Below are 20784 nucleotides of genomic sequence, written 5' to 3' on the forward strand. Positions count from 1 at the left end.
GTCGGGACGCCCGCGTGCACCGAGGTCACGGCTCACGTCCCGCCGGCCTGACGGCATACGCCATCCGACCGACGACGTGGCACGGTCTCAGACGAGGGCACGTCCACGGACGGCGTCCAGCTCGTCGACGACGAAGTCGGCGAAGGCCGCCGCGAGCGGCATGTCCGACATGCCCTCGACGAAGAGGAACTGGCCCTGCGGGTTGACCTCGAGGAAGACGGGCTCGCCGTCGGGCCGCAGCTTGACGTCGAAGACGCCCATGCGCAGACCGAGGTTTGTCGTCACCTGGCGGAGCCGGTCGCCGAGGCGGTCGTCGATGACGACGGGCTCGACCTCCATGTCGTTGGCGAGCCGCCAGTCCAGCTCGCGACTGCGGATGCGCGCCGCGTGGACGGTATCGCCGAAGACCATGACGCGCAGGTGGTCGGTGCCCGGGATCTCCTCCTGGTAGACCGTCGCCGATAGCATGATCTCGTCCTCGTCGTCCAGCGACTCGAGGGTGACGCGGCCGGCCTCGAGCGACGTGCCGAGCAGCCCGGTCATCGTCTTGGCGATGACGGTGCCGCCGTGGGCTCGGGTGAAGTCGCGGACGGCCTTCGGGTCGGTGCTGACCAGCGTGCGCGGCACGGTGAGGCCGACGCTGCGGGCGACGCTGAGCTGGAGGATCTTGTTCTGCGCGCGCTCGGTCGCGTAGGGGTCGCTGATCCAGGTGCCGCCGAAGCCGGCCAGGAGCAGCCCGCGCAGGCCGGCGCGGTTGTCCTTGACGACGAGCTTGCGCATCTGCGCGTCGGTGACGGCGTCGGGCACGGTGGGTCGTCCATGGCACCGCCGCCACCAGACGAGGTCGAGGCCGGCGACGTCGACGGTCCCGCCGTCCTCCGTCGGCAGGGTCGGGCCGGGGCCGTCCGTGTTGGACCAGGTGAGTCCCCCGGCGGCCGAGAGGGTGTCAGAGGCCACGACGGCCACCTCGATGCCGTGCTCCTCCTGCAGCTGCCTGCGGATGACGCGTGCGTGCAGGTCACCCGCGAGGGTGACGATGGCAACGGTGCTCATGCTGTGTGTTCTCCTGTCGTCTGTCGGTCGCCGGGGGTCCCGGGGTCACTCGTCGCAGTCGTCCCAGCCGTCGTCGGAGCCGGAGATGGAGCCGCCGGGCCAGCGCATGGCCTCCGGCTCCGGGCCCATGACGGCCTTCTCCCAGGCGTCGAGACGGGCGGGGTGCTGGTATCCCTTGTGGCTGCGCGTGAACCGTGCCGCCATGGGAGCGAGCTGCTTCATGATGCTTCCCTTCCGTGGATCGGCCGGACGCCTGTCGTCCGGCACCGATGGTCGGAGGGAGGGCGCCCGCAGGTGATACCGGGACGCCGTCGAATTGGTATCGCGTACTCAGGGGCCGACGGCCCACCGGTGTGTCAACGCCCGAAGCGGGTACGGCCAGTCCCACACTCCACGCGCCCCTCACGGGGCGCCACGGCAGCTGGGACTCGGCATGACGGCATACAGCACCATCGTTCGCGCGACGCACCTGCTCACCAACGCGGCCTGGTTCGGGGGCTCCCTGGCCGGGGCCGCGGCGCTCAACCCAGCGGCACGCGAGGGGGAGGACGCCCGCGACCGGGCCGAGATCGCCGATGCGGGCTGGCGGCGGTGGGGGCCGGTCCAGGGCGCCGCGGTCGGGCTGCACCTGCTGAGCGGCATCGCCATCCTCGTCGACAACCGTCGTCGCGTCGTCGAGCACCGACCCACGACGGCCGCCGTCATCCTCAAGACGGCGCTCACCGCGACGGCCATCGCCGTGAGCGCCGAGGCCTACCGGTCGGGCGCCGAGCTGGGCGACGCGCTGGAGAGCGCGGACGCGGACCCCGCGGCCGGCAAGCGGGCGAGGGACCTGACCAAGCGGATGGGCTGGCTCCAGTGGGCCACGCCGGCGACCACGGCCGGGCTGCTCGTCCTCGACGCCTATCTCGGCGAGCAGCAGCGCGGCGTCGCGGGCCTGCTCGACCAGCCGTCGCGCCTCGGACGCCGGTCGTGACGCGCGAGTTCGAGTTCGAATTCGAAGGCCGTTACCGCTTGGCCGCCCTGGCGTTCGGGATCACCCCGGCGACGGCGAAGGTCGTCGTCACCGACACCGAGCTGCTCGTGCGCTTCGGCCTCTGGCGACTGCGCACCCCGCTCGCCAACGTCGGCGGCACCCAGATCACCGGGGACTACGCGTGGTACCGCACCGCGGGGCCGGCCCATCTCTCGCTGACCGACCGCGGCGTCACCTTCGCGACGAACTCGCGTCGGGGCCTCTGCGTGTCGTTCGTCGAGCCCGTCCGAGCGATCGAGCCCACCGGCGCGCTCCGTCATCCGGGCGCGACGATGACCGTCGCCGACCCCGAGGGACTGGCGGAGGCCCTGCGTCGCTGACGCCGTGACGGGTCAGGCGTGCTGGTCCGGAGCGGATGCGGGCTGCACGGACCAGGCTGCGGGATCGTCGTCCGCGTCGGCGTCGGCGACCTGCTTGGTCTCGTGGACCTTCCCGGGGGTGTGGTGCTGTGGCGCATAGACGGTGTAGAGCTGCATCGGCTCGTCGCCCGTGTTGGTCACGTTGTGCCAGCTCCCGGCCGGCACGATGACGCCCCAGCCGTCGCCCACCTCCTGGTCGAAGGTCAGCTCGTCCTTGCCGGGTCCCATCTGGGCTCGACCGCGCCCGCGGTCGAGTCGGATGAACTGGTCCGTGTCGGGGTGCTGCTCGAGCCCGATCTCGCCACCGACCGGGATCGACATGAGAGTGACCTGCAGGTACTTCCCGCTCCAGGCCACGGTGCGGTAGTTGGGGTTCTCGAGCGTCTCGCCCTCGAGGTCGAACGCCTGAGGGGCGGGTCCCACATCTTCGATGCTCATACTTCGACCGTAGCCTCGCCGGGTCGTGGCCGAGGGGCTTCGCCGAGGACGAGGACGGCAACGAGACCTGACGCCGCCTGGTCGCGGCTCGGGGGCTCTGCAGAGTTGAGTGTTCACCCGGGCAGCCCGGAGGCTTTGCGCCCGGCTCGGGGGCGGTGTGACGCATGTGCCGAGGCCGCAGACTACGGTAAGAGCAACGCCCTCGCGGCTTGGTGTGTAAGTGCACGAAAAATTTGAAAAGCGCTCGAGCGATTCCCGTCAAAGCAGGCTAGCGCCACGTTCGACGCGACTGAGGTTTTGCTCAGCGTTTGGCTGACCAAGCATGAGGGACTGGTCCTCGCGTGCAGAGGCGATGATCGCTCGCAACCGCTGCCGATCTTTGGGTCGCAGGTCCGCGCCTCGGAAGTCGCGGGCCGCGACGAGGGCAGATAGCGTGACGAAGTCACGCCTGTGGCGCGCCCTTCCGGCGTCTCCGACAGCCGAATGCGCGGCAGCCTTCATCACCAGTGCCCCGATCAGATTGGGTCGACGCACATGGCCGGTGCGACCTTCAATTGTGACCGTGACAGATTCGCTACGGGCAAGCGCTTGTGACCCGCCTGGGGTCTCGAGCGTCGCTGCGCCACCGGCTCCTCGGCGGGCGGCGGACCGCTGGCCTACGCCGTCTGGCAGCAAGACGTCGATCTGGGCGCCGTCAGACTGCCGCCTCCAGCGGTGTTGCAGCCCTTCGCCGGAAGTGTCCGGTGTGAAGCCCAGGTCTGAGAGGACGCCGGTGAACTGGGCCAGCATGTCATGGGCTGCCCTGACGTCGAGGACCGTATCGGCGTCCTCGGTTGGCCGTTCAGGACTGACGCCCTGTTCGGCGCAGTGGAGGTGCACCATCTGGCCGCCCACCAGAGTCCAGTAATCCGGGAGGCGCTCGTGCAAGTCCATGAGTGCGTGCCAGGACGCAGCCTGCGCACCGGTCATCGGTGGCAGGACGATGGGTTCGATCATGGGTCGATGACTCGGCTGTGCATGTCGGCCACAATGTCAGCGGCGCGTGCTTGCTCGCGTGGCCGGCGATGCTCCGCAAGGTCGACAGCCAGTACCAGCGGCACCATGGCGACGGCGTCTCGCCACAGCTCCGGGGATCGCTTAGCCACCTCCTCAGGAACAACATGCAGGATGACATTGGCGTCATCCTCACGCTGAACTTGCTCAAGCAGGTAGTCATCGACGACTGCGTCGAACCCGGCCGCGTCGATGTAGCCCTCCACGAGTTCTCCGGCGGCGATGGCAGAGTCTCGGCTGGATAGGCCGGCAAGCGCCAAGCGGTCGTCGGCCCGCAAGTCGGCCAGGTCTCGCGGTGAGGCGCGTAGTGCGAGCCGGTTTGCGCGGTTGCCGAGTAGCATCCGCAACTCGCCTGCCACTTGCGCGATGTCCACCTCGGCGGCGGCTTTCGGATTGCGTACCAAGATGTCTCGGAGACGGTTGCGAGCGCGGATCCTCTCAGAGGAGGCCAAGTTGGACAGCCAGTGCGATGCCCCCTCGGCTCTGCGTTCGTCCGGAGCGCTGAGGAGCACGAGTGAGGCGGCGATGACTGCCCACGCCGACCGCTCCGAGATAGGCCTCCCTGGGTCTCGTTGATTCTGCACGGGCAATAGGTCCCGTTCATCGATCGCCCACCGCTGGCCAATACGCTCCGCGGGGAGAGATCCATCGGCGATGCGCTGTTGCACTCGCCGCTCGCCCACGCCTAGCCGCCGGGCGGCCTCCGCCACGCTGATCCGTGCCATAACACAATCCTACGCGTACACGTAGGTTTGTGTTGCTGCCGACGGGGTCGCACAAGCTCGCCGGTGGTGGGCGCCCGGTCCACTGCCATCCCATGGCACGAGATCGACAGGCCAAGAGGGGTGGACGCGCTTGGGGCGATCCAAGAGACGCCGTAGACGCAACAAGGTGACCGATGCCGGGTGAAGGGCATTCCAACGCCCACTACCCCGCTGAGGACTGCCGAAGAAGAAGAGCAAGACGAAGACGAGAAGGAAGTAGCCCAGCCCGGAACGTGCCAAGTGAGCGTCCGGGCACATCAGCGGATCGGGGCCCCCGGGCGCCCGGCAGGCGGCGGTGTGAGGCACGAAGGCCTCGGGTTCGACTTCAGCGGTGCCAATAGGAGCCAGGTAGTTCGGGAGCCGGCCCCGCTCGAACCAGGCACGCAAGTGGGCCTGCTCCCAGCGCAGTTCGTCGGCCTGCGTCCAAACCGCAGAGCAAACACGAGGCGGTCTCGCGAGCGAATTGCATTGTCAGGCGAAGGAGTTCTCGTCCAAGAGCGGTATCGGTCCGCCAGTCTTAGAATTGGCGCATGCTCACGAGTGTCCTACCGGGCTTTCGTAAAGTCCGGACGCCCCTGGTCACTGGGTACCTCTACTGCGCCGTTCTTTGGCTGATCTTCGGAAGTGAGCTGATCCCGGACGGCCGGGACCACGGGTTCACAGGAAAGATCGCCGAACTCTTCGAACGCCTCGGACCAACCGCGGTCACCGCTGCCCTCTCTGTTACCGCCTACCTGATGGGATCAACCCTGATCATCACCGGCTGGCCCTTTGCAAGGACCGCGCGTGGGGGAGGCAGGCGCGAAGGCCTGGAGCCGACCTTGCCGGTTGTCTACTACCGCCAACCCGAGTATCTCCGCGGCCAGAACCGAAGGTGGTTCGATATCCGTCGTCGGCCCTTCTTGCCTGAGAATCACAACTCGGACATCAGTGACAGAGACCTGGAGGCTCATGACTTGGATGAACGAGAGTCAGTCGGCTGGGCTCTGCTCCCCTATCTCGCGAGTCACGAACAGTCGATCGAGCGCCTACTTCTATCTCTGGACGAGTCCGTCACTTTGCGCGGACTGGCGAGCTCTAAAGAGGTTCCATTTTCCTTCTATGTGGAGGCGCGCCAGATTCTTGAGCAAGAAGCCAGGGATGGAAAGAGGGAGGAGCTGGTACGGGCGAAAATGGAGGCAGATGGCCGCTCGACTCCGCTCTGGCCCTGGACCGGGCCAGCTCCGAGACTTCAGCATGTCGGCGAGGAGGAGGCCGAAAATGATCCCAATAAAGGCCTCCCCCCGTCGGGCGTTGAAGGTGGTAGGCCAAGCGCGCTAGGCAGTGAGCGGCGGTCTCCACGAGTATCTGCCATGCCGCCAGCGCCGCCCCCAAATCCAACTCCCGTGCAACGCCACCAGGTAGACGAGGAGATGGCGACGCTTTATCCCTACGGACGCTCCGCTCTAGTTGGCGACGAAGCGGTTCACGCAGACGCTCTCTTAAAGGGGTTCTTAGCAGTTCTCCCCGGTGAGATCGGGCGAGTAGCTGCCACCGTACGAGTGCGCTATCCAGCGCTCTGGGACGAATATGATCAGCTACGGTCTGAAGCCGAGCTGCGCTATAGCATCGTGCCGCCGCTCACGCTCATCAGTTTGATTGGCACCTTAACCTGGACCCCGTGGGCCATTCTTACAATGGTCGGTCCCCTGGTACTGGCTTGGCAAGGCGTTCGTTCCGAGCGTTCCTCCATCAACTCAATCATGGACATTATCGATGCCGATATCGTCATTCCACCAGCGATCGAGGCATTGCGTAGGTTGGCTTCCGAGCAACAGGCGCCGGGATCGGCATTAAGCCACGGCGGTGATGAGAAACCCTAGACGTCCTTCACGGAGCGGCCCGCAAAACCGGTCGATAGCTAGATAAATGTTGCTCAGCACGCGGCGCTACTAGGGCGTGTCTCCCAGTTCGCGTAGCCAGGTGATGATCGCGCCGAGGACGACGCCGCCGCGGTAGGTCAGCGCGAGCTTGTCGTACCTGGTGGCCAGCCCGCGCCACTGCTTCAGGACGTTGAAGGAGCGCTCGATGAATGCGGCCCTTGTACGCCTCGATGTCGAAGCCCCGAGGCCGGCCGCCCTTGGACCCTTTGCGTCTGCGGTTCCCGACCTGATCGGACGGTTCGGCGATGACCGCCGTGATGCCGCGCGAGCGAAGCAGAGCCCGGTTGCCACGCGAGGAGTACGCCTTATCGCCCAGCACCGCGTCGGGCCGGGTCCGCGGGCGTCCCGGGCCGAGGCGCGGCACCCGAATCGCATTGAGCAGGTTCGGAAACATGGGCGAGTCGTTCGCTTGACCGGGCCCAGGAGCAGCACGAGCGGGCGGCCTTTGCCGTCGCAGAGGTGGTGGATCTTGGTGCTCAGTCCGCCGCGGGAGCGGCCGACCGCGTGTTCAGCCGGCTCGAGGAGCAGTTTCTTGTGATTCGACAGAGCCCCCTGTGCTCCCGATGGCCGGGGTGACGCGGGTCAGGTTCGGCCGTGCTGGTGGGCCCGGTTGATCGTGGAGTCCACGCTCACGTTCCAGTCGATCTCCCCGACCGCGTCGGCGTGCGCGAGCCGCGCGGTGTGGATCCGGTCCCATGTGCCGTCCCCGGAGAACCGGCGGGGGCGTTTCCAGACCGTCTGCCAGGGTCCGAACCGCTCCGGCAGGTCACGCCACGCGATCCCGATCCGGAACCGGTACACCACGGCCTCCACGATCGTGCGGTGGTCACGAAATCGGTTGCCGCGCTTGCCATCCGAGGACGGCATTAACGGTTCGATCAGCTCCCACTGAGCATCGGTCAGCACGGCAGAACGCGACATGCATCAACCATCACAGCCGACTGTGCCCACATTCACGAGACACGCCCTAGACACACTGGCGGCGGTGTGGGTCGCCTATCGGGGCGTTGAGCGGGGGTGCCGCCGTCGAGAGGCGTGCTTTCGAAGGGCAGGTCGGCGACGGTCGTCGACGGTCCCCGCTGACGCACCCCACGCGACGCGCAGAGGCGGGCGGACGGGCATACGCCATCGGTGACGGTCAGGCGCCCATCGCGTTGGGGTCGCGCCAGCGACGCTCGAACGGCAGGCGCCACGTGAAGGGCGCGACGAGCTGGTGGATCTGGTTGGGGCCCCACGTGCCGGGGTCGTAGGGGCGCACGATCGGCGGGTTGTCGAGGAGTGGCTGGCTGATCTCCCAGAGGCGCTCGATGCCCTCCGCCGACGTGAAAAGGGTGCGGTCGCCGCGGGCCGCGTCGTAGATGAGGCGCTCGTAGGCCTCGAGCACGGCGCCGGCCCAGTGGGTCTCCTGCATCGAGAACTGCATCGACAGCTTGTCGAGCTTCATGCCGGGGCCGGGCCGCTTGCCGTAGAACGACAGCGACATCCGGGCCTTGTCGGCGAGGTCGAACGTCAGGTGGTCCGGGCCGTTGTCGCCGACCCCGGATCCCGCGGGGAACATCGAGCGCGGCGGCTCCTTGAAGGCGATGGAGATGATGCGGGCGCCCTCGGCCAGCCGCTTGCCGGTGCGGAGGTAGAAGGGGACGCCGGCCCAGCGCCAGTTGTCGACGAAGCACTTGAGAGCGACGAACGTCTCCGTCTGGCTCTCGGGCTTGACGCCCGGCACGTCGCGGTAGCCGACGTACTGGCCGCGCACGACGTCGTGGGGCTCGATCGGCGACATCGACCGGAAGACCTTGTTCTTCTCCTCGCTGATCGCGGCCGGCTCGAGCGCGGTCGGCGGCTCCATCGCGGTGAACGCGAGCACCTGGAAGAGGTGGGTCACGACCATGTCGCGGTAGGCGCCGGTGCTCTCGTAGAAGTCGGCCCGCTGGGCGAGCCCCAGCGTCTCGGGCACGTCGATCTGGATGTGGTCGATGTGGTTGCGGTGCCAGATCGGCTCGAAGAGCCCGTTGGCGAAGCGGAACGCGAGGATGTTCTGCGCCGCCTCCTTGCCGAGGAAGTGGTCGATGCGGAAGATCTGCTCCTCGTCGAACACCTCGTGCAGCTCGGCGTTGAGCGCCCGCGCGCTCGCGAGGTCGGTGCCGAAGGGCTTCTCCATGATGATCCGGCTGCGCTCGACGAGCCCGGCCTCGGCGAGCTGGTGCACGACCGTCAGCGCCGCCTTGGGCGGCACCGACAGGTAGTGCAGCCGTCGCGCGCCCTCGCCGAGGATCTGCTCGGACTCGTCGACCGCGGCCCGGATGCCCTGTGGCCCAAGGCTGCCCGGCACCCAGTGGATGCGTTCGGCGAACTCGCGCAGGTCGTCGTCGGTGACGTCGTGGCTCGAGTGCTCACGGATCGAGGCGAAGACGAGCTCGAGGAACTCGTCACGACTCAGCTCGTCGAGGGAGGTCGCGACGACGCGCAGGCCCTCGAGCAGCTGCGACTCGTGCAGGTGCAGCATGCCCGGGAGCAGCTTGCGCTTGGCGAGGTCTCCGGTGGCGCCGAAGAGGACGACCGTGGTGGCTGGCATGGGTCCAGCGTGGCGCATATCGGGCGCCAGCGGGAGGTGCGCGCCCGGTGAGGCTCGATCCCGCCCCGCGCGGCGTGACCGTGTGGGAACCTCAGCCATGGCACCCGAGGCCGCGCCCGACGTCGACCTCCCCGGCGAGCACGACCCGGCGGACGTCACCGCGGGGCGGCTCACCCGGCTGCGGTTGCGCGGCGAGGAACGGGCGATGCGGTATGCCGCCCGCTACAGCGAGCTCGCCCGCCGGGTCCCGCTGTTGCGCGTCCCCCTCCAGATGGTCTCGCTCTACGTCGCGCGCCAGAGGATGCTGCTCGCCAGCGCCGTTGCCTTCCGGACGTTCCTGTGGCTGCTGCCGCTCGCGCTCGTCGCCGCCGGCGTCCTGGCGGGCATCGGGGTCGCGTCACCCTCCGCAGGCTCGGGGGTGCTGGCCGCGACCGGGGTGACAGGCACCATCCGTGGGCAGATCACGGCGGCCCTCCTCGAGTCGCGCGGCTCGTGGTGGGTGGCCGTCCTCGTCGGGCTCGTCCTGTCGCTGTGGACGACGCGGACACTGCTGCGCAACCTCGTCATCGCCAACGCGCACCTGTGGGACGCTGCCGTCCCGAGGCGCACGCAGCGGGAGGTGCTGCGCGGCACGCTCGTCTTCGGTGGCGCGTGGGTCGCCATCTTCGCCGGCGCGGCGCTCGTCTCGCACGTCGACCGGCTCTTCCCGGGCGGCATCGTCCTGTCGTTCTTCGGCCAGGCGGTGGTCTCGGGCGCCGGCTGGCTCTTCGTCTCCTCCTACCTGCCCGACCGGCGCACCTCGTGGACGGACCTGCTGCCCGGTGCGGCCCTCTTCGGCGTCGGGCTGTCCGCGCTGCACCTCGTCAGCCGCGTCATGCTCCCGGCGCGCATCGAGCACTCGGCCGCCCTCTACGGCTCGCTCGGTGTCGCCGGTGCGGTCCTGCTCTGGCTGCTCATCGCGGGCCAGGTCGTCGTCGGCTGCGCCATCCTCAACCGGGTGGTGCTGCGACACCTCGACCCGACGTTCGACGCCGAGGCCGCGGCGCGCGCAGGTCATTCCGCCGAGAGCGGCGCCTGAGGGGGCCGAGCGTCCTATGCTCGGGCCATGCTCATCATCGGCATGATCCTCTTCGGCATGCTCGTCGGCGCCGCCGCCCAGCTCATCCTGGGCCGCGAGGGCAAGAGCATCGACTGGACGATGGCGATCGTCGCGGGCCTCGTCGGCTCGTTCGTCGGTGGCCTGCTCGCGAGCCTCATCGCGGGCGACGGCATCCAGCTGCGCCCCAGCGGCATCATCGGCTCCATCGTCGGGGCCGTGATCGTCACCGCGGTGTGGCGTTGGAGCCGCACCCGCAGCGTCACCCGCTGACGCCCGCCTAGAGGGCTTCGACCCGCACGCGTCCGCGGGCGACCGTCCACCGGTGGGTGAGGCGTATGCCGTCCAGCAGGCTCTCGTCGTGGCTGACGACGAGCACCGTCCCCCCGAAGGCCGCCACGGCGGCCTCGAGCTGCTCGATGGCGTCGACGTCGAGGTGGTTCGTCGGCTCGTCGAGCACCAGGACGTTGACCTCCCGGCCCTGGAAGAGCGCCATGAGGGCACGGGTCCGCTCGCCCATCGACAGGCTCCGCGCCGGCCGTGACACGTGCTCGGAGCCGAGACCGAACTTCGCGAGCAGCGTGCGCACCTCGGCGATCGGACACTCCCGCGACGTCTTCAGGTCGGGGCCGAGCTCGCGGCGCACGACGTCGAGGACCGTCGCGTCGTCGTCGAGCAGGTGCCGTCGCTGGTCGATGACACCGACGGCGACGCGCGTGCCGAGGGACTGCCGGCCCGACGTGAGCGGGAGTCGACCGAGGAGCGCCCCGAGCAGGGTCGTCTTGCCCGAGCCGTTGTCACCGACGAGGGCGACCCGGTCGCCCCGTCCGACGGTCAGGTTGACCGGACCCAGCCGGAAGTCGTGCCGCTCGACGACCGCGTCCGACAGGGTCGCCACGACGTCGGCGGACGGGCGGCCCTCGGTGATGGCATAGCGCAGCTGCCACTCCTTGCGCGGCTGCTCCACGGCATCGAGCCGGTCGGCGGCCCGCTCGAGCCGTCCGCCCTTCGCGGCCTGCCGGTCGGCCCGCGCCTTGTGCTTCTCGCGGATGTGCTTGTCCGGCTCCTTGCCCAGGGCGACGTTGCGGCGGCCCTTGTCGGCCCAGTCGTGACGCTGCCGGGACTGCGCGAGCAGCGAGTCCCGCTCCGCGGCATACCCCTCGTACGCCTCCCACGCGTGGGCGCGGGCGACCGCGCGCTGCGCGACGAAGCTGCTCCAGCCGCCGGTGTAGTGGCCGATGCGCTGCTGCTTGACGTCGAGCTCGACGACGCTCGTGGCGACAGCGTCGAGGAAGGTGCGGTCGTGGCTGGCGATGAGGATCGGGCCCTCGTGGGCGGCGACGTAGTCGGCCATGAGGGTGAGACCGCGTGCGTCGAGGTCGTTGGTCGGCTCGTCGAGCAGGAGCACGTCGTACTGGCTGAGCAGCACGGCGACGAGGCAGGCGCGAGCCGCCTGCCCGCCGGAGAGCGTGCCGAGCGGCCGGTCCCGGTCGACGTCGAGGCCGACGCGGGCGGCGACCTCGGGGAGCCGCTCGTCGAGGTCGGCTGCGCCGAGGGCGAGCCAGCGCTCGAGCGCCGCGGCATAGCGGTCCTCGCTGCCCTCGTCGCCGGCGGCGATCGCTGCGGACGCCGCCTCGAGCTCGGTGTCAGCGGCCAGGACGCCCGTGCGGCGACGGGCATACGCCAGCAGCGTCTCCGACGGGTCGGGCACGACCTGCGGCAGCCAGCCGATCGTCGCGTCGCGCGGGGCGAGCTGGATCGTGCCGGCCTCGACGGGCAGCTCGCCGATGATGGTGCGCATCAGCGTGGACTTGCCCGAGCCGTTGGGGCCGACGACGGCCGTGACGTCGCCGTCGGCGAGGGTCAGGTCGAGGCCGGAGAAGAGGGTGCGGGCGCCGAAGGCGACGTCGAGCCCGGAGATGGTGAGGGTGGCAGACATGTGGGGTCCTTGATGGTCGGCGGGGCCCCGCGGCGTCACCTCAACCGTTCATCGGGAGGAAGCGCGCGGGCGGGCTCGAGGCATCAGGAGATCCACACGGGAGAGACCGTAGGGGGCGCGGCCCCGCCGCGTCCAGCGACTTTTCCGCAGTGGGTCAGGCGAGGGCGGCGTCGTGGACGACGATGGCGATCTGGACGCGGTTGTCGGCGCCGAGCTTGTCGAGCACGCGCGACACGTGCGCCTTGACGGTCGGCACCGAGAGGTAGAGCTCGCGCGAGATGTCGGCGTTGGACAGGCCGCGCCCGATGGCGAGGGCGACCTCGCGCTCCCGCTCGGTCAGCGTGGCGAGGAGGGCCTCCGCATCGGTGCGCCGCCGATCGACTGCATCGACGGCGACACCGCCGGTCGCGACGTGGGCGATGAGGGTCGCGGTGACGCTGGGGGAGAGGATGGGCTCGCCGGCGGCGACGAGCTGCACGGCCTCGACGAGCCGACGCGGCTCGGTGTCCTTGAGCAGGAAGCCGTGCGCTCCCGCCCGGAGCGCCTGAACCACCATGTCGTCGGCGTCGAAGGTCGTCAGCACGATGACCTTGAGGTCGACGCCGCGCGCAGCGCGGACGGCCCGGGCAGCCTCGGACAGAAGCGATCTCGTCGTCTCGAGCCCGTCACGCCGCGGCATGCGGATGTCCATGAGGACGACGTCGGGCCGGTGCTCGTCGACGACCTGCTCAGCATCGACACCGTCGCCGGCCTCGGCGACCACCTCGAGGTCGGCCGCGCCGCCGAGGATCATCCGGAGCCCGGCGCGTACGAGCGCATCGTCGTCGACGATGACGACCCGCGTGCGCCCCTGGTCCCCGTTCATCGCGACCACGGTAGCCGAGCCGTGAGGACGAAATCGCCTGCCCGGTCAGGGCCGTAGGTCAGCTCGCCGCCGGCGAGGACGGCGCGCTCGGTGAGCCCGAGCAGTCCCAGCCCGGCGCCGACGGTCGGACCCTGGCGTATGCCGTCCGCTGCGTCGGTGCCCCGGCGCGGTACCGCGTTGCGCACCGTGACCTGCACCGCCTCGTCGTCGAGCCCGCGCTCGTGTGCCGTCGAGACGGTGACGCGGACGGCCGCGCCGGGGGCGTGCTTGCGGGCGTTGGTCAGGCCCTCCTGGACGATGCGGTAGGCGCTGCGCGAGACCTGCTCGGGCACGGCGTCGAGGTCACCCGCACGATCGAGCAGCACCATCGCGCCACCCGAGCGGGCCTCTGCCACAAGGTCGTCGAGGTCGCTGAGTGTCGGTTGCGGCGCCTCGGGCGAGCCGTGCTCCGAGGGGCCGGCGCCCGGCACGTCGCGGAGCACCCCGAGGACGGCGCGCAGCTCGGTCAGGGCCTGGTTGGCGCTCTCGCGGACGATCTCGGCCGTCTCGGCGACCTGGTCACGGGAGAGGTCGGTGCGATAGGCGAGGGCCCCGGAGTGCATGGCCACCAAGGAGATCCGGTGCGCGAGCACGTCGTGCATCTCGCGGGCGATGCGGGCCCGCTCGGCCACCTGCGCCTGCACGACCCGCATCGCCTGCTCCCGTTCTGCAGTGAGGGCGCGGTCGTGCAGCGAGGCGACGAAGGCCCGGCGCTCGCCGACGGCCCACCCGATCGCGACGCCCACGGCGAGGGTGAGCAGCCCGATGATGATGTTGGGCAGCGTGATCGCCTCGGGCTCGGTCGGGTAGACGAGGGAGTGCGACACCCCGGCGAGCATCCACGGCACGGCGACGATCGCGATCTCGCGCCAGCGCTGCCGCGTCGAGAGCGACACGAGTGCGACGAGGGACGCCCCGACGCTGACGGACGAGACGCCCGAGAGCACCGTCGTGGCGAGTGCCACGGCGAGCGGCCACCGCCGCCGCCACAGCAGCAGCACGGTGGACCCGACCCCGAGGGCGAGGTCGACGAGGAGCCAGTCCTTGCCGAACGTCGGGTCGACGCCACGCTGGTCGAGCTGTGCCTGGACGACGCCCCAGATGGCGAGCCCGAAGAGGAAGCCAACGCCGAGCCGCCACGACTCGCCCCACACGTGACCGCGTCGGGTGCGGGCGATCCTGGGCAGCGGCACTCCGCCAGCCTAGGTGCGGGCGGCGCGTCACGGCATACGACCAAGGTCTGCTCCTGCACCCCGCGCAGGGGCGGACCCTGAGCACGGACCCTGACTCCGGTCAGGGTCGGCTACGACCTAGGTAGGGGTCGAAATCAGGCTTGTGACGGATGTGCGACCCCACCCGGGCCGGGGAGGGTGGAGCCCATGATCACAGTGGAACGACTCACCAAGCGCTACGGCCCCTTCACGGCCGTCGACGACGTCTCCTTCGACGTCAAGCCGGGCCTCGTCACCGGCTTCCTCGGCCCCAACGGTGCCGGCAAGACCACCGCCATGCGCGTCATGGCCGGCCTGACGCCCGCCACGTCGGGACGGGCCACGGTGCTCGGCAAGCCGTATGCCGCCCTGCCGAACCCGGGCCGCCACGTCGGCCTGCTGCTCGACGCCTCCGCACAGCACGCCGGTCGCACCGGCCGCGAGGTGCTGACCCTCGGCGCGATCCTCATGGGCGTCGGCAGGCACCGCGTCGACGAGATGGTCGAGCTCGTCGGCCTCACCGAGAAGGAGGCGAACCGCCGGGTCCGCAACTACTCCCTCGGCATGCGCCAGCGCCTCGGCATCGCCCACGCGCTGCTCGGCGACCCCGAGGTGCTCATCCTCGACGAGCCGGCCAACGGCCTCGACCCGGCGGGCATCCGCTGGATGCGCGACCTGCTGCGCGGCTACGCCAACGAGGGCGGCACGGTGCTGCTGTCCTCGCACCTGCTCAACGAGATCGAGCGCGTCGCCGACGAGATCATCGTCATCGGCCACGGCAAGATCGTCGCCCAGGGCACCAAGGACGAGCTGCTCGCCGGCGCAGGCACGTTCACCCGCTCCACCGACGACGACGCCCTCATGGCCGCCCTGGCCGAGCAGTCGATCGTCGCGCAGCGCACGCCCACCGGCGGCCTGCAGGTCGAGGCCGAGCCGATCGCCGTCGGCCGCGTCGCCGTCGCCCACCAGATCGTCCTGACCGAGCTGCGCGGCGCCGACAGCCGGGGTCTCGAGGAGATGTTCCTCGACCTCACCGCCGACGCCGCACGAGAGGAGGTGGCGGCATGACCACCGCGACCACGACCCCCACGACCCCCGCGACCGCGTCGCCCACCGCGCCGGTCTCCAAGAACGCCGAGTCGGCGCTCCCGACCCACGCCAAGGTGCCGAGCCGCATCGACGGCCCGCGCCCGACGACCGGGGTGCCCTTCGGCCGCCTCATCCACGTCGAGCTGCGCAAGATGCTCGACACCCGCGCCGGCCGGTGGCTCATCATCGGCATCGGCGCGATCATCGCGATCGCCCTGACGATCATGTTCTTCAACGAGGGCGGGCAGCACGCCTTCGGCGAGTACCTCCAGGCCACCACGATGCCGATGGCGCTCATCCTCCCCGTTGTCGGCATCCTCGCCGTGACGTCCGAGTGGAGCCAGCGCACCGGCCTCGTCACCTTCGGTCTCGAGCCGCGGCGCATGCGCATCGCGTGGGCCAAGCTGCTGTCGGCGCTCGTCGTCGGCGTCTGCGCCTTCGCGCTCGCGCTCGTCCTCGCCGGCATCGCCCACCAGGCCGCGATCACCTTCCGCGGCATCAACGGCGACTGGTCGACGGACGCGCTCGTGCTCCTCGGCGCCGGCGGCTACGTGCTGCTCGGTATCGCCCAGGGCGTCGGCTTCGGCATGCTCTTCAAGAACACGCCGGCCGCGGTCGTCGTCTTCTTCGTCCTGCCGACCGCGTGGTCGATCCTCGGCTCGATGGTCTCGTGGCTGCGCGACGCTGCCACGTGGCTCGACATGAACCAGACGATGCAGCCCCTCTTCGAGGGCTCGCTGACCGGCCAGCAGTGGGCGCACCTCGCCACCTCGGTCGGCCTCTGGGTCGTCGCACCCCTCGCCGTCGGCATCTGGCGCCTCACCCGCGCCGAGGTGAAGTAGCCGGCACCACGAACGAGAGGTATGCCGTGTGCCTGACGGGGGCACACGGCATACCTCTTCGTGTTGTTCGGGTTGAAAACCCTTGTCAGTGAGCGGCGTTCGTCGCCGACTCGACGATGGGCTCCTCGACGACCTTGGCGTCGTCGGCGTCGCCGCCCGGGTTCTCGGCGCCGAGCCCCGCGCGGACGAGCTCCTCGATCTGCGTGCCGGTCTCGGCGTCGACGCTCTTCCAGTAGTCGAAGGCGCGCTCGAGCACCGGCGACTTCACCCCGCCGAGCAGGTGCCCGGCGACCGTCTGGGTGAACGTCTCGCGCTGCGCGGCGTCCCACACTTCGCGGACGAGCCGGCCGGCCTGCCCGAAGTCGTCGTCGTCCTCACGGAGCGTGTAGGCCTGGCGCACCATGGCTCCGTCTGTCTCCCAGCCCTCCTCGACCTCGCCGACGTTGTCGGCGTAGCCGCGGCCCTCGCTGTTGGGGGCGTAGACCGGGGCGTCGCCGCGGTGGTCGTAGGCCATCGGTCCGTCCTGCGTGTAGGTGTTGACGTTGTCCACGTGGGGGCGGTTGACCGGCAGCTGGAGGTAGTTCGGGCCGATGCGGTAGCGGTGGGTGTCGCTGTAGGCGAAGACCCGGCCGAGCAGCATCTTGTCCGGCGAGAAGCCGATGCCCGGCACGACCGCAGACGGCTCGAAGGCGGCCTGCTCGATCTGCGCGAAGAAGTTGTCGGGGTTGCGGTTCAGGGTCATCGTGCCGACCTTCACGAGCGGGTAGTCGCTGTGCGGCCACACCTTCGTCAGGTCGAACGGGTTGAGGTGGTAGGTCTTCGCGTCCTCGTAGGGCATGAGCTGCACCGACAGCGTCCAGCTCGGGAAGTCGCCCGCCTCGATGGCGTCGTGGAGGTCGCGGCGGTGGTGGTCGGCGTCCTGGCCGGCGATGCGCTCGGCCTCGGCGCCGGTCAGGCCCTCGACACCCTGGTCGGAGTGGAAGTGGTACTTCACCCAGTGCTTCTCGCCGGCCTCGTTGATCCAGAGGTAGGTGTGGCTGCCGTAGCCGTTCATGTGGCGGAACGTCTTGGGGATGCCCCGGTCGCCCATGAGGTAGGTGACCTGGTGCGCCGACTCGGGGTTGAGGCTCCAGAAGTCCCACTGCATGTGGTTGTCGCGCAGGCCCGAGCCGCCGCGACGCTTCTGGCTTCGGATGAAGTGCGGGAACTTCATCGTGTCGCGGACGAAGAAGACCGGGGTGTTGTTGCCGACGAGGTCGTAGTTGCCCTCGGTCGTGTAGAACTTCAGCGCGAAGCCGCGGGGGTCGCGCCACGTGTCGGGGCTGCCCTGCTCGCCGGCGACGGTCGAGAAGCGGGCAAGCATCTCGGTGGTGACGCCCGGCTGGAAGAGCGCGGCCTTGGTGTATGCCGTGACGTCCTCGGTGGTCTCGAACGTGCCGAAGGCGCCCGAGCCCTTCGCGTGCACGTTGCGCTCCGGGATGCGCTCGCGGTTGAAGTGCGCCATCTGGTTGAGGAAGTGGTGGTCGTGCAGCAGGATCGGGCCGTCCGGGCCGACGGTGAGCGAGTTGCGGTCGCTCGGGGCGGGCGCGCCCGTCTCGGTGTGGGAGCCGAGCTCGGCCTCCTTGCTCGGTGCCGTCTCGATCGACTCGCGTGACTGCGTGCTTTCGCTCATGCCTGCTCCTTCGACGTCTGAGTAGGGCCCATACCCACTTGCGCTCCCGCGACCTAGAGTCGGGAGCATGAGGCAGCGCGTCGCCGAGGGCACCGTCCGGGCGCTCGCGATCCTCCTGCTCGGTGCGGCGTGCATGGCGTCCGCCGCCGGGTGCACGAGCGAGCCGCCCGCCGTGACGGAGCGGCTCTCGCCGGGTCCGGCGCCCTCGCCGGCCACCCCCGAGGTCTCGCTGACGCCGATCGACCCCGGGCCGCCGCCGGTCGTGACGGTCCCGGCGCCCGTGGCCGGTGAGGTGGCGCGCGTCGTCGTGACGAAGCAGGGCGCGGGCAAGGCGTTCCGCAACGTGCCCGGGGTGCCGGTGGCCGAGGGCCGGACCTACACCGTCGAGGTCGCGTGCGCGGCGGGCCGCCCGTCGAGCGGCACGAGCTATGCCGTCTACGACGCGGCGCCCGGCACGTGGGGTCACGGCGAGCCGCTCTACTCCCGACCCTTCACCTGCGACGGCGCCGTCCAGCGGACCGTCCACCTCGGCCTGCCGGCAGGCAAGGTCCAGATCGACGTCCGCGGCCTCCCCGGGGACGCCGTGACGGCATACGCCCTCATCCGCCCCGAGTAGCCGAGTGGGAGGGGGCGGCGGAAGTCGGTCGTGGTCGGCTCGGGCGCGCGGATAGGCTGGCCCGCGTGATCGACATCAAGCTCGTGCGCGACGAACCCGACCGGGTCCGCGCCTCGCAACAGGCCCGTGGTGAGGACCCGGGGATCGTGGACGAGATCCTCGCTGCCGACGAGCGCCGTCGATCGTCCCTCGGCGACTTCGAGAGGCTGCGCGCCGAGCAGAAGACCGTCAGCAAGTCGGTCGGCGCCGCGATGGGCGCCTTCCAGAAGGCGAAGAAGTCGGGAGCCGCCGACGCCGACCACCTCGAGAAGGTCGCGCACGAGGCCCGTGCCCACGCCGGCACGCTGAGCGAGCAGGTCAAGGCGCTCGAGAGCGACGCCGACGAGGCCGGGGCCGAGCTGGAGCGGCTGCTGCGCCGGGTCGGCAACGTCATCATCGACGGCGTGCCCGTCGGCGGCGAGGACGACTACGTCGTGCTCGAGACCGTCGGCACCCCGCGCGACTTCGCGGCCGAGGGCTTCGAGCCGCTCGACCACCTCGCGCTCGGCGAGAAGCTCGGCGCCATCGACATGGAGCGCGGCGCGAAGGTCGGCGGCGCGCGCTTCTACTACCTCACCGGCGTCGGCGCGCTGCTCGAGCTGGCGCTGCTCAACATGGCGATGGCCCAGGCCACCGCGGCCGGCTTCACGCCGATGATCACCCCGACGCTCGCGCGCCCGGAGATCATGGTCGGCGCCGGCTTCATGGACGCGCACGCCGAGGAGGTCTACCGCCTCGAGGCCGACGACCTCTACCTCACCGGCACCTCGGAGGTCGCCCTCGCCGGCTACCACTCGGACGAGATCATCGACCTGACGAACGGCCCGAAGAGGTATGCCGGGTGGTCGGCCTGCTACCGCCGCGAGGCCGGGTCGCACGGCAAGGACACCCGCGGCATCATCCGCGTGCACCAGTTCCACAAGGTCGAGATGTTCAGCTACTGCCGTCCCGAGGACGCCGAGGCCGAGCACCAGCGCCTGCTGGCGTGGGAGCGCGAGATGCTCGCCAAGATCGAGGTGCCCTACCGCATCATCGACACCGCGGCCGGTGACCTCGGTGGCCCCGCGGCCCGCAAGTTCGACTGCGAGGCGTGGGTGCCGACGCAGGGCAAGTACCGCGAGCTGACCTCCACCTCGAACTGCACGACGTACCAGGCGCGCCGACTGAACACCCGGGAGCGCGACCCGAACGGCTCGGGGACCCGCGCCGTCGCGACGCTCAACGGCACGCTTGGCACGACGCGCTGGCTTGTCGCGATCCTTGAGAACCACCAGCAGCCCGACGGCTCGGTGCGCGTGCCCGAGGCGCTGCGCCCGTTCCTCGGCAAGGACGTGCTCGAGCCCCTCGCCTGAGCCGACCAACCCGGGGTCGGGGTCAGCGCTCGTCGAGCATGACCTCGATCGTGTACGCCGAGGCGCGGTAGCAGTGGTCGCCGTGCTCGACGGGCGCCCCGGTGGGGTCGAAGGCGCTGCGGGTCATCGTCAGGACCGGCTCGCCGCCCTTCATGGCGAGGTGACGGCGCTCGGCCGCCGTGGGCATCCGGGCGCCGATCGTCTGGTGCGCCACGGTCGGACGCACCCCTCGTGCGCGCAGCACGGCGTAGAGGCCGCGGGTCTCGAGGTCCTCGCGGCTCACGGTGGTCAGCGGCGGCGGCAGCCAGTTGCGCAGGACGGCCAGCGGCTGGTCGCCGGAGAGGCGGATGCGCTCGACGGCGAGCAGCTCGGTGTCCGGTGGCAGGTCGAGCGCGGCCGCGGCGACGGCGTCGACGACCAGCCCGTGCGAGAGGAGCAGCGTGCGAGGGCGGCTCCCGCTGCGCTCGAGGTCGTCCCAGAGGCTCGTCAGCTCCGCCCGGCGGTGGACGCGCCGGTTCGCGACGGTCGTGCCGAGCCCGCGTCGGCGCAGCAGCAGACCCTGGGCGACCAGCTCCTGGATGGCCTGGCGGACCGTCGGCCGTGACACGCCGAGGCGCTCGGCGAGGGCCAGCTCGTTCTCGAAGGGGTCGCCGGGCTGAAGCTCGCCGGAGCCGATGGCGGCGCCGAGCTGCTCGGCCAGCTGGTGGTAGAGCGGCACGGGTGAGGTGCGGTCGACGACGACGCGCACCTGCTTGGCCATGGCCGGATCCTAGCCCCGCGGTGGCCCTTCACATCAGGCCATCCTAATGTCCTGACATTTGCTTGAC

General features: G+C 70.1%; 20 protein-coding genes and 1 pseudogene. 9 read left to right on the plus strand and 12 right to left on the minus strand.

The genetic code is table 11. From position 1 onward, the window contains the following. Positions 1-87: 87 nt before the first annotated feature. Positions 88-1053: an ATP-grasp domain-containing protein gene (locus U5C87_RS06445; RefSeq protein WP_330475795.1), complete on the minus strand. Its 966-nt coding sequence runs from the start codon at positions 1051-1053 to the stop codon at positions 88-90. Between the two features lie 45 nt (positions 1054-1098). Continuing rightward, positions 1099-1275: a hypothetical protein gene (locus tag U5C87_RS06450; RefSeq protein WP_330475796.1), complete on the minus strand. Its 177-nt coding sequence runs from the start codon at positions 1273-1275 to the stop codon at positions 1099-1101. A 211-nt stretch (positions 1276-1486) separates the two neighbouring features. Here U5C87_RS06450 and U5C87_RS06455 point away from each other — a divergent pair, with 211 nt between their 5' ends. Together U5C87_RS06455 and U5C87_RS06460 are read left to right on the plus strand one after the other, a co-directional pair. Beyond that, a complete protein-coding gene (locus U5C87_RS06455) occupies positions 1487-2029 on the plus strand; it encodes a hypothetical protein (protein WP_330475797.1) in 543 nt (180 codons plus the stop codon). Further along, entirely contained in the window at positions 2026-2409 is a 384-nt protein-coding gene (locus U5C87_RS06460) for a hypothetical protein (protein ID WP_330475798.1), read from the plus strand. Before U5C87_RS06455 ends, U5C87_RS06460 begins: the two co-directional genes overlap by 4 nt. Positions 2410-2421: 12 nt before the next feature. On the opposite strand, the gene U5C87_RS06465 is transcribed toward U5C87_RS06460, so the two are convergent. The 3 genes from U5C87_RS06465 to U5C87_RS06475 form a co-directional block, all read right to left on the minus strand. Further along, positions 2422-2886: a cupin domain-containing protein gene (locus U5C87_RS06465; protein WP_330475799.1), complete on the minus strand. Its 465-nt coding sequence runs from the start codon at positions 2884-2886 to the stop codon at positions 2422-2424. 258 nt (positions 2887-3144) lie between these two features. Then, positions 3145-3882, minus strand: a complete 738-nt coding sequence (locus tag U5C87_RS06470; RefSeq protein ID WP_330475800.1) for a hypothetical protein — start codon at positions 3880-3882, stop codon at positions 3145-3147. Beyond that, positions 3879-4664, minus strand: a complete 786-nt coding sequence (locus U5C87_RS06475) for a helix-turn-helix domain-containing protein (RefSeq protein ID WP_330475801.1) — start codon at positions 4662-4664, stop codon at positions 3879-3881. The genes U5C87_RS06470 and U5C87_RS06475 overlap by 4 nt, the downstream gene beginning before the upstream one ends. A gap of 569 nt (positions 4665-5233) precedes the next feature. Between U5C87_RS06475 and U5C87_RS06480 the strand changes: the two genes are divergently transcribed. Further along, a complete protein-coding gene (locus tag U5C87_RS06480) occupies positions 5234-6565 on the plus strand; it encodes a hypothetical protein (RefSeq protein WP_330475802.1) in 1332 nt (443 codons plus the stop codon). Positions 6566-6634: 69 nt separating this feature from the next. Here U5C87_RS06480 and U5C87_RS06485 read toward each other — a convergent pair. Together U5C87_RS06485 and zwf are read right to left on the minus strand one after the other, a co-directional pair. Then, positions 6635-7546 (minus strand): annotated as a pseudogene (locus tag U5C87_RS06485) (IS5 family transposase). Positions 7547-7763: 217 nt separating this feature from the next. After that, a complete protein-coding gene (zwf, locus tag U5C87_RS06490) occupies positions 7764-9197 on the minus strand; it encodes a glucose-6-phosphate dehydrogenase (RefSeq protein WP_330475803.1) in 1434 nt (477 codons plus the stop codon). A gap of 97 nt (positions 9198-9294) precedes the next feature. On the opposite strand from zwf, the gene U5C87_RS06495 reads away from it, so the two are divergent. Together U5C87_RS06495 and U5C87_RS06500 are read left to right on the plus strand one after the other, a co-directional pair. Further along, positions 9295-10275: a YihY/virulence factor BrkB family protein gene (locus U5C87_RS06495; protein ID WP_330475804.1), complete on the plus strand. Its 981-nt coding sequence runs from the start codon at positions 9295-9297 to the stop codon at positions 10273-10275. 27 nt (positions 10276-10302) lie between these two features. Then, positions 10303-10566 carry a GlsB/YeaQ/YmgE family stress response membrane protein gene (locus U5C87_RS06500; RefSeq protein ID WP_330475805.1) on the plus strand — a complete coding sequence of 88 codons (264 nt, stop codon included), beginning with the start codon at positions 10303-10305 and terminating at the stop codon, positions 10564-10566. Between the two features lie 7 nt (positions 10567-10573). On the opposite strand, the gene U5C87_RS06505 is transcribed toward U5C87_RS06500, so the two are convergent. From U5C87_RS06505 to U5C87_RS06515, 3 genes are all read right to left on the minus strand, one after another. Then, positions 10574-12232: an ABC-F family ATP-binding cassette domain-containing protein gene (locus tag U5C87_RS06505; protein WP_330475806.1), complete on the minus strand. Its 1659-nt coding sequence runs from the start codon at positions 12230-12232 to the stop codon at positions 10574-10576. Between the two features lie 154 nt (positions 12233-12386). Further along, positions 12387-13097, minus strand: coding sequence for a response regulator transcription factor (locus tag U5C87_RS06510; RefSeq protein ID WP_330475807.1), 711 nt, complete (start codon positions 13095-13097; stop codon positions 12387-12389). Next, the gene (locus tag U5C87_RS06515; RefSeq protein ID WP_330475808.1) at positions 13094-14329 is read right to left on the minus strand and encodes a sensor histidine kinase; all 1236 of its coding nucleotides are present in this window, start codon (positions 14327-14329) and stop codon (positions 13094-13096) included. Before U5C87_RS06515 ends, U5C87_RS06510 begins: the two co-directional genes overlap by 4 nt. A 186-nt stretch (positions 14330-14515) precedes the next feature. Here U5C87_RS06515 and U5C87_RS06520 point away from each other — a divergent pair, with 186 nt between their 5' ends. Beyond that, on the plus strand, positions 14516-15415 hold the full coding sequence (locus tag U5C87_RS06520; RefSeq protein ID WP_030202693.1) for an ABC transporter ATP-binding protein: 900 nt from the start codon (positions 14516-14518) through the stop codon (positions 15413-15415). Continuing rightward, a complete protein-coding gene (locus tag U5C87_RS06525; protein WP_330475809.1) occupies positions 15412-16278 on the plus strand; it encodes an ABC transporter permease in 867 nt (288 codons plus the stop codon). Before U5C87_RS06520 ends, U5C87_RS06525 begins: the two co-directional genes overlap by 4 nt. Positions 16279-16363: 85 nt before the next feature. Here U5C87_RS06525 and U5C87_RS06530 read toward each other — a convergent pair whose 3' ends face one another. Then, positions 16364-17950, minus strand: a complete 1587-nt coding sequence (locus tag U5C87_RS06530) for a catalase (protein ID WP_330475810.1) — start codon at positions 17948-17950, stop codon at positions 16364-16366. Positions 17951-18017: 67 nt separating this feature from the next. On the opposite strand from U5C87_RS06530, the gene U5C87_RS06535 reads away from it, so the two are divergent. Beyond that, the gene (locus U5C87_RS06535; RefSeq protein WP_330475811.1) at positions 18018-18566 is read left to right on the plus strand and encodes a hypothetical protein; all 549 of its coding nucleotides are present in this window, start codon (positions 18018-18020) and stop codon (positions 18564-18566) included. A gap of 65 nt (positions 18567-18631) precedes the next feature. Further along, positions 18632-19957, plus strand: coding sequence for a serine--tRNA ligase (gene serS, locus U5C87_RS06540; RefSeq protein WP_330475812.1), 1326 nt, complete (start codon positions 18632-18634; stop codon positions 19955-19957). 22 nt (positions 19958-19979) lie between these two features. On the opposite strand, the gene U5C87_RS06545 is transcribed toward serS, so the two are convergent. Further along, positions 19980-20717 carry a GntR family transcriptional regulator gene (locus U5C87_RS06545; RefSeq protein WP_330475813.1) on the minus strand — a complete coding sequence of 246 codons (738 nt, stop codon included), beginning with the start codon at positions 20715-20717 and terminating at the stop codon, positions 19980-19982. Positions 20718-20784 lie beyond the last annotated feature (67 nt).

The sequence above is a fragment of the Terrabacter sp. C0L_2 genome (assembly GCF_036352015.1).
Taxonomy (GTDB): domain Bacteria; phylum Actinomycetota; class Actinomycetes; order Actinomycetales; family Dermatophilaceae; genus Terrabacter; species Terrabacter tumescens.

What these genes read in the sequence shown, in the direction of transcription:
- U5C87_RS06475 (WP_330475801.1), bottom strand. Translation starts at nt 4,664, where the DNA reads ATGGCACGGATCAGCGTGGCGGAGGCCGCCCGGCGGCTAGGCGTGGGC.
- U5C87_RS06530 (WP_330475810.1), bottom strand. Translation starts at nt 17,950, where the DNA reads ATGAGCGAAAGCACGCAGTCACGCGAGTCGATCGAGACGGCACCGAGC.
- U5C87_RS06500 (WP_330475805.1), top strand. Translation starts at nt 10,303, where the DNA reads ATGCTCATCATCGGCATGATCCTCTTCGGCATGCTCGTCGGCGCCGCC.
- U5C87_RS06470 (WP_330475800.1), bottom strand. Translation starts at nt 3,882, where the DNA reads ATGATCGAACCCATCGTCCTGCCACCGATGACCGGTGCGCAGGCTGCG.
- U5C87_RS06505 (WP_330475806.1), bottom strand. Translation starts at nt 12,232, where the DNA reads ATGTCTGCCACCCTCACCATCTCCGGGCTCGACGTCGCCTTCGGCGCC.
- U5C87_RS06465 (WP_330475799.1), bottom strand. Translation starts at nt 2,886, where the DNA reads ATGAGCATCGAAGATGTGGGACCCGCCCCTCAGGCGTTCGACCTCGAG.
- U5C87_RS06520 (WP_030202693.1), top strand. Translation starts at nt 14,516, where the DNA reads ATGATCACAGTGGAACGACTCACCAAGCGCTACGGCCCCTTCACGGCC.
- U5C87_RS06445 (WP_330475795.1), bottom strand. Translation starts at nt 1,053, where the DNA reads ATGAGCACCGTTGCCATCGTCACCCTCGCGGGTGACCTGCACGCACGC.
- U5C87_RS06545 (WP_330475813.1), bottom strand. Translation starts at nt 20,717, where the DNA reads ATGGCCAAGCAGGTGCGCGTCGTCGTCGACCGCACCTCACCCGTGCCG.
- zwf (WP_330475803.1), bottom strand. Translation starts at nt 9,197, where the DNA reads ATGCCAGCCACCACGGTCGTCCTCTTCGGCGCCACCGGAGACCTCGCC.
- U5C87_RS06495 (WP_330475804.1), top strand. Translation starts at nt 9,295, where the DNA reads ATGGCACCCGAGGCCGCGCCCGACGTCGACCTCCCCGGCGAGCACGAC.
- U5C87_RS06510 (WP_330475807.1), bottom strand. Translation starts at nt 13,097, where the DNA reads ATGAACGGGGACCAGGGGCGCACGCGGGTCGTCATCGTCGACGACGAT.
- U5C87_RS06535 (WP_330475811.1), top strand. Translation starts at nt 18,018, where the DNA reads ATGAGGCAGCGCGTCGCCGAGGGCACCGTCCGGGCGCTCGCGATCCTC.
- U5C87_RS06450 (WP_330475796.1), bottom strand. Translation starts at nt 1,275, where the DNA reads ATGAAGCAGCTCGCTCCCATGGCGGCACGGTTCACGCGCAGCCACAAG.
- U5C87_RS06480 (WP_330475802.1), top strand. Translation starts at nt 5,234, where the DNA reads ATGCTCACGAGTGTCCTACCGGGCTTTCGTAAAGTCCGGACGCCCCTG.
- U5C87_RS06525 (WP_330475809.1), top strand. Translation starts at nt 15,412, where the DNA reads ATGACCACCGCGACCACGACCCCCACGACCCCCGCGACCGCGTCGCCC.
- U5C87_RS06455 (WP_330475797.1), top strand. Translation starts at nt 1,487, where the DNA reads ATGACGGCATACAGCACCATCGTTCGCGCGACGCACCTGCTCACCAAC.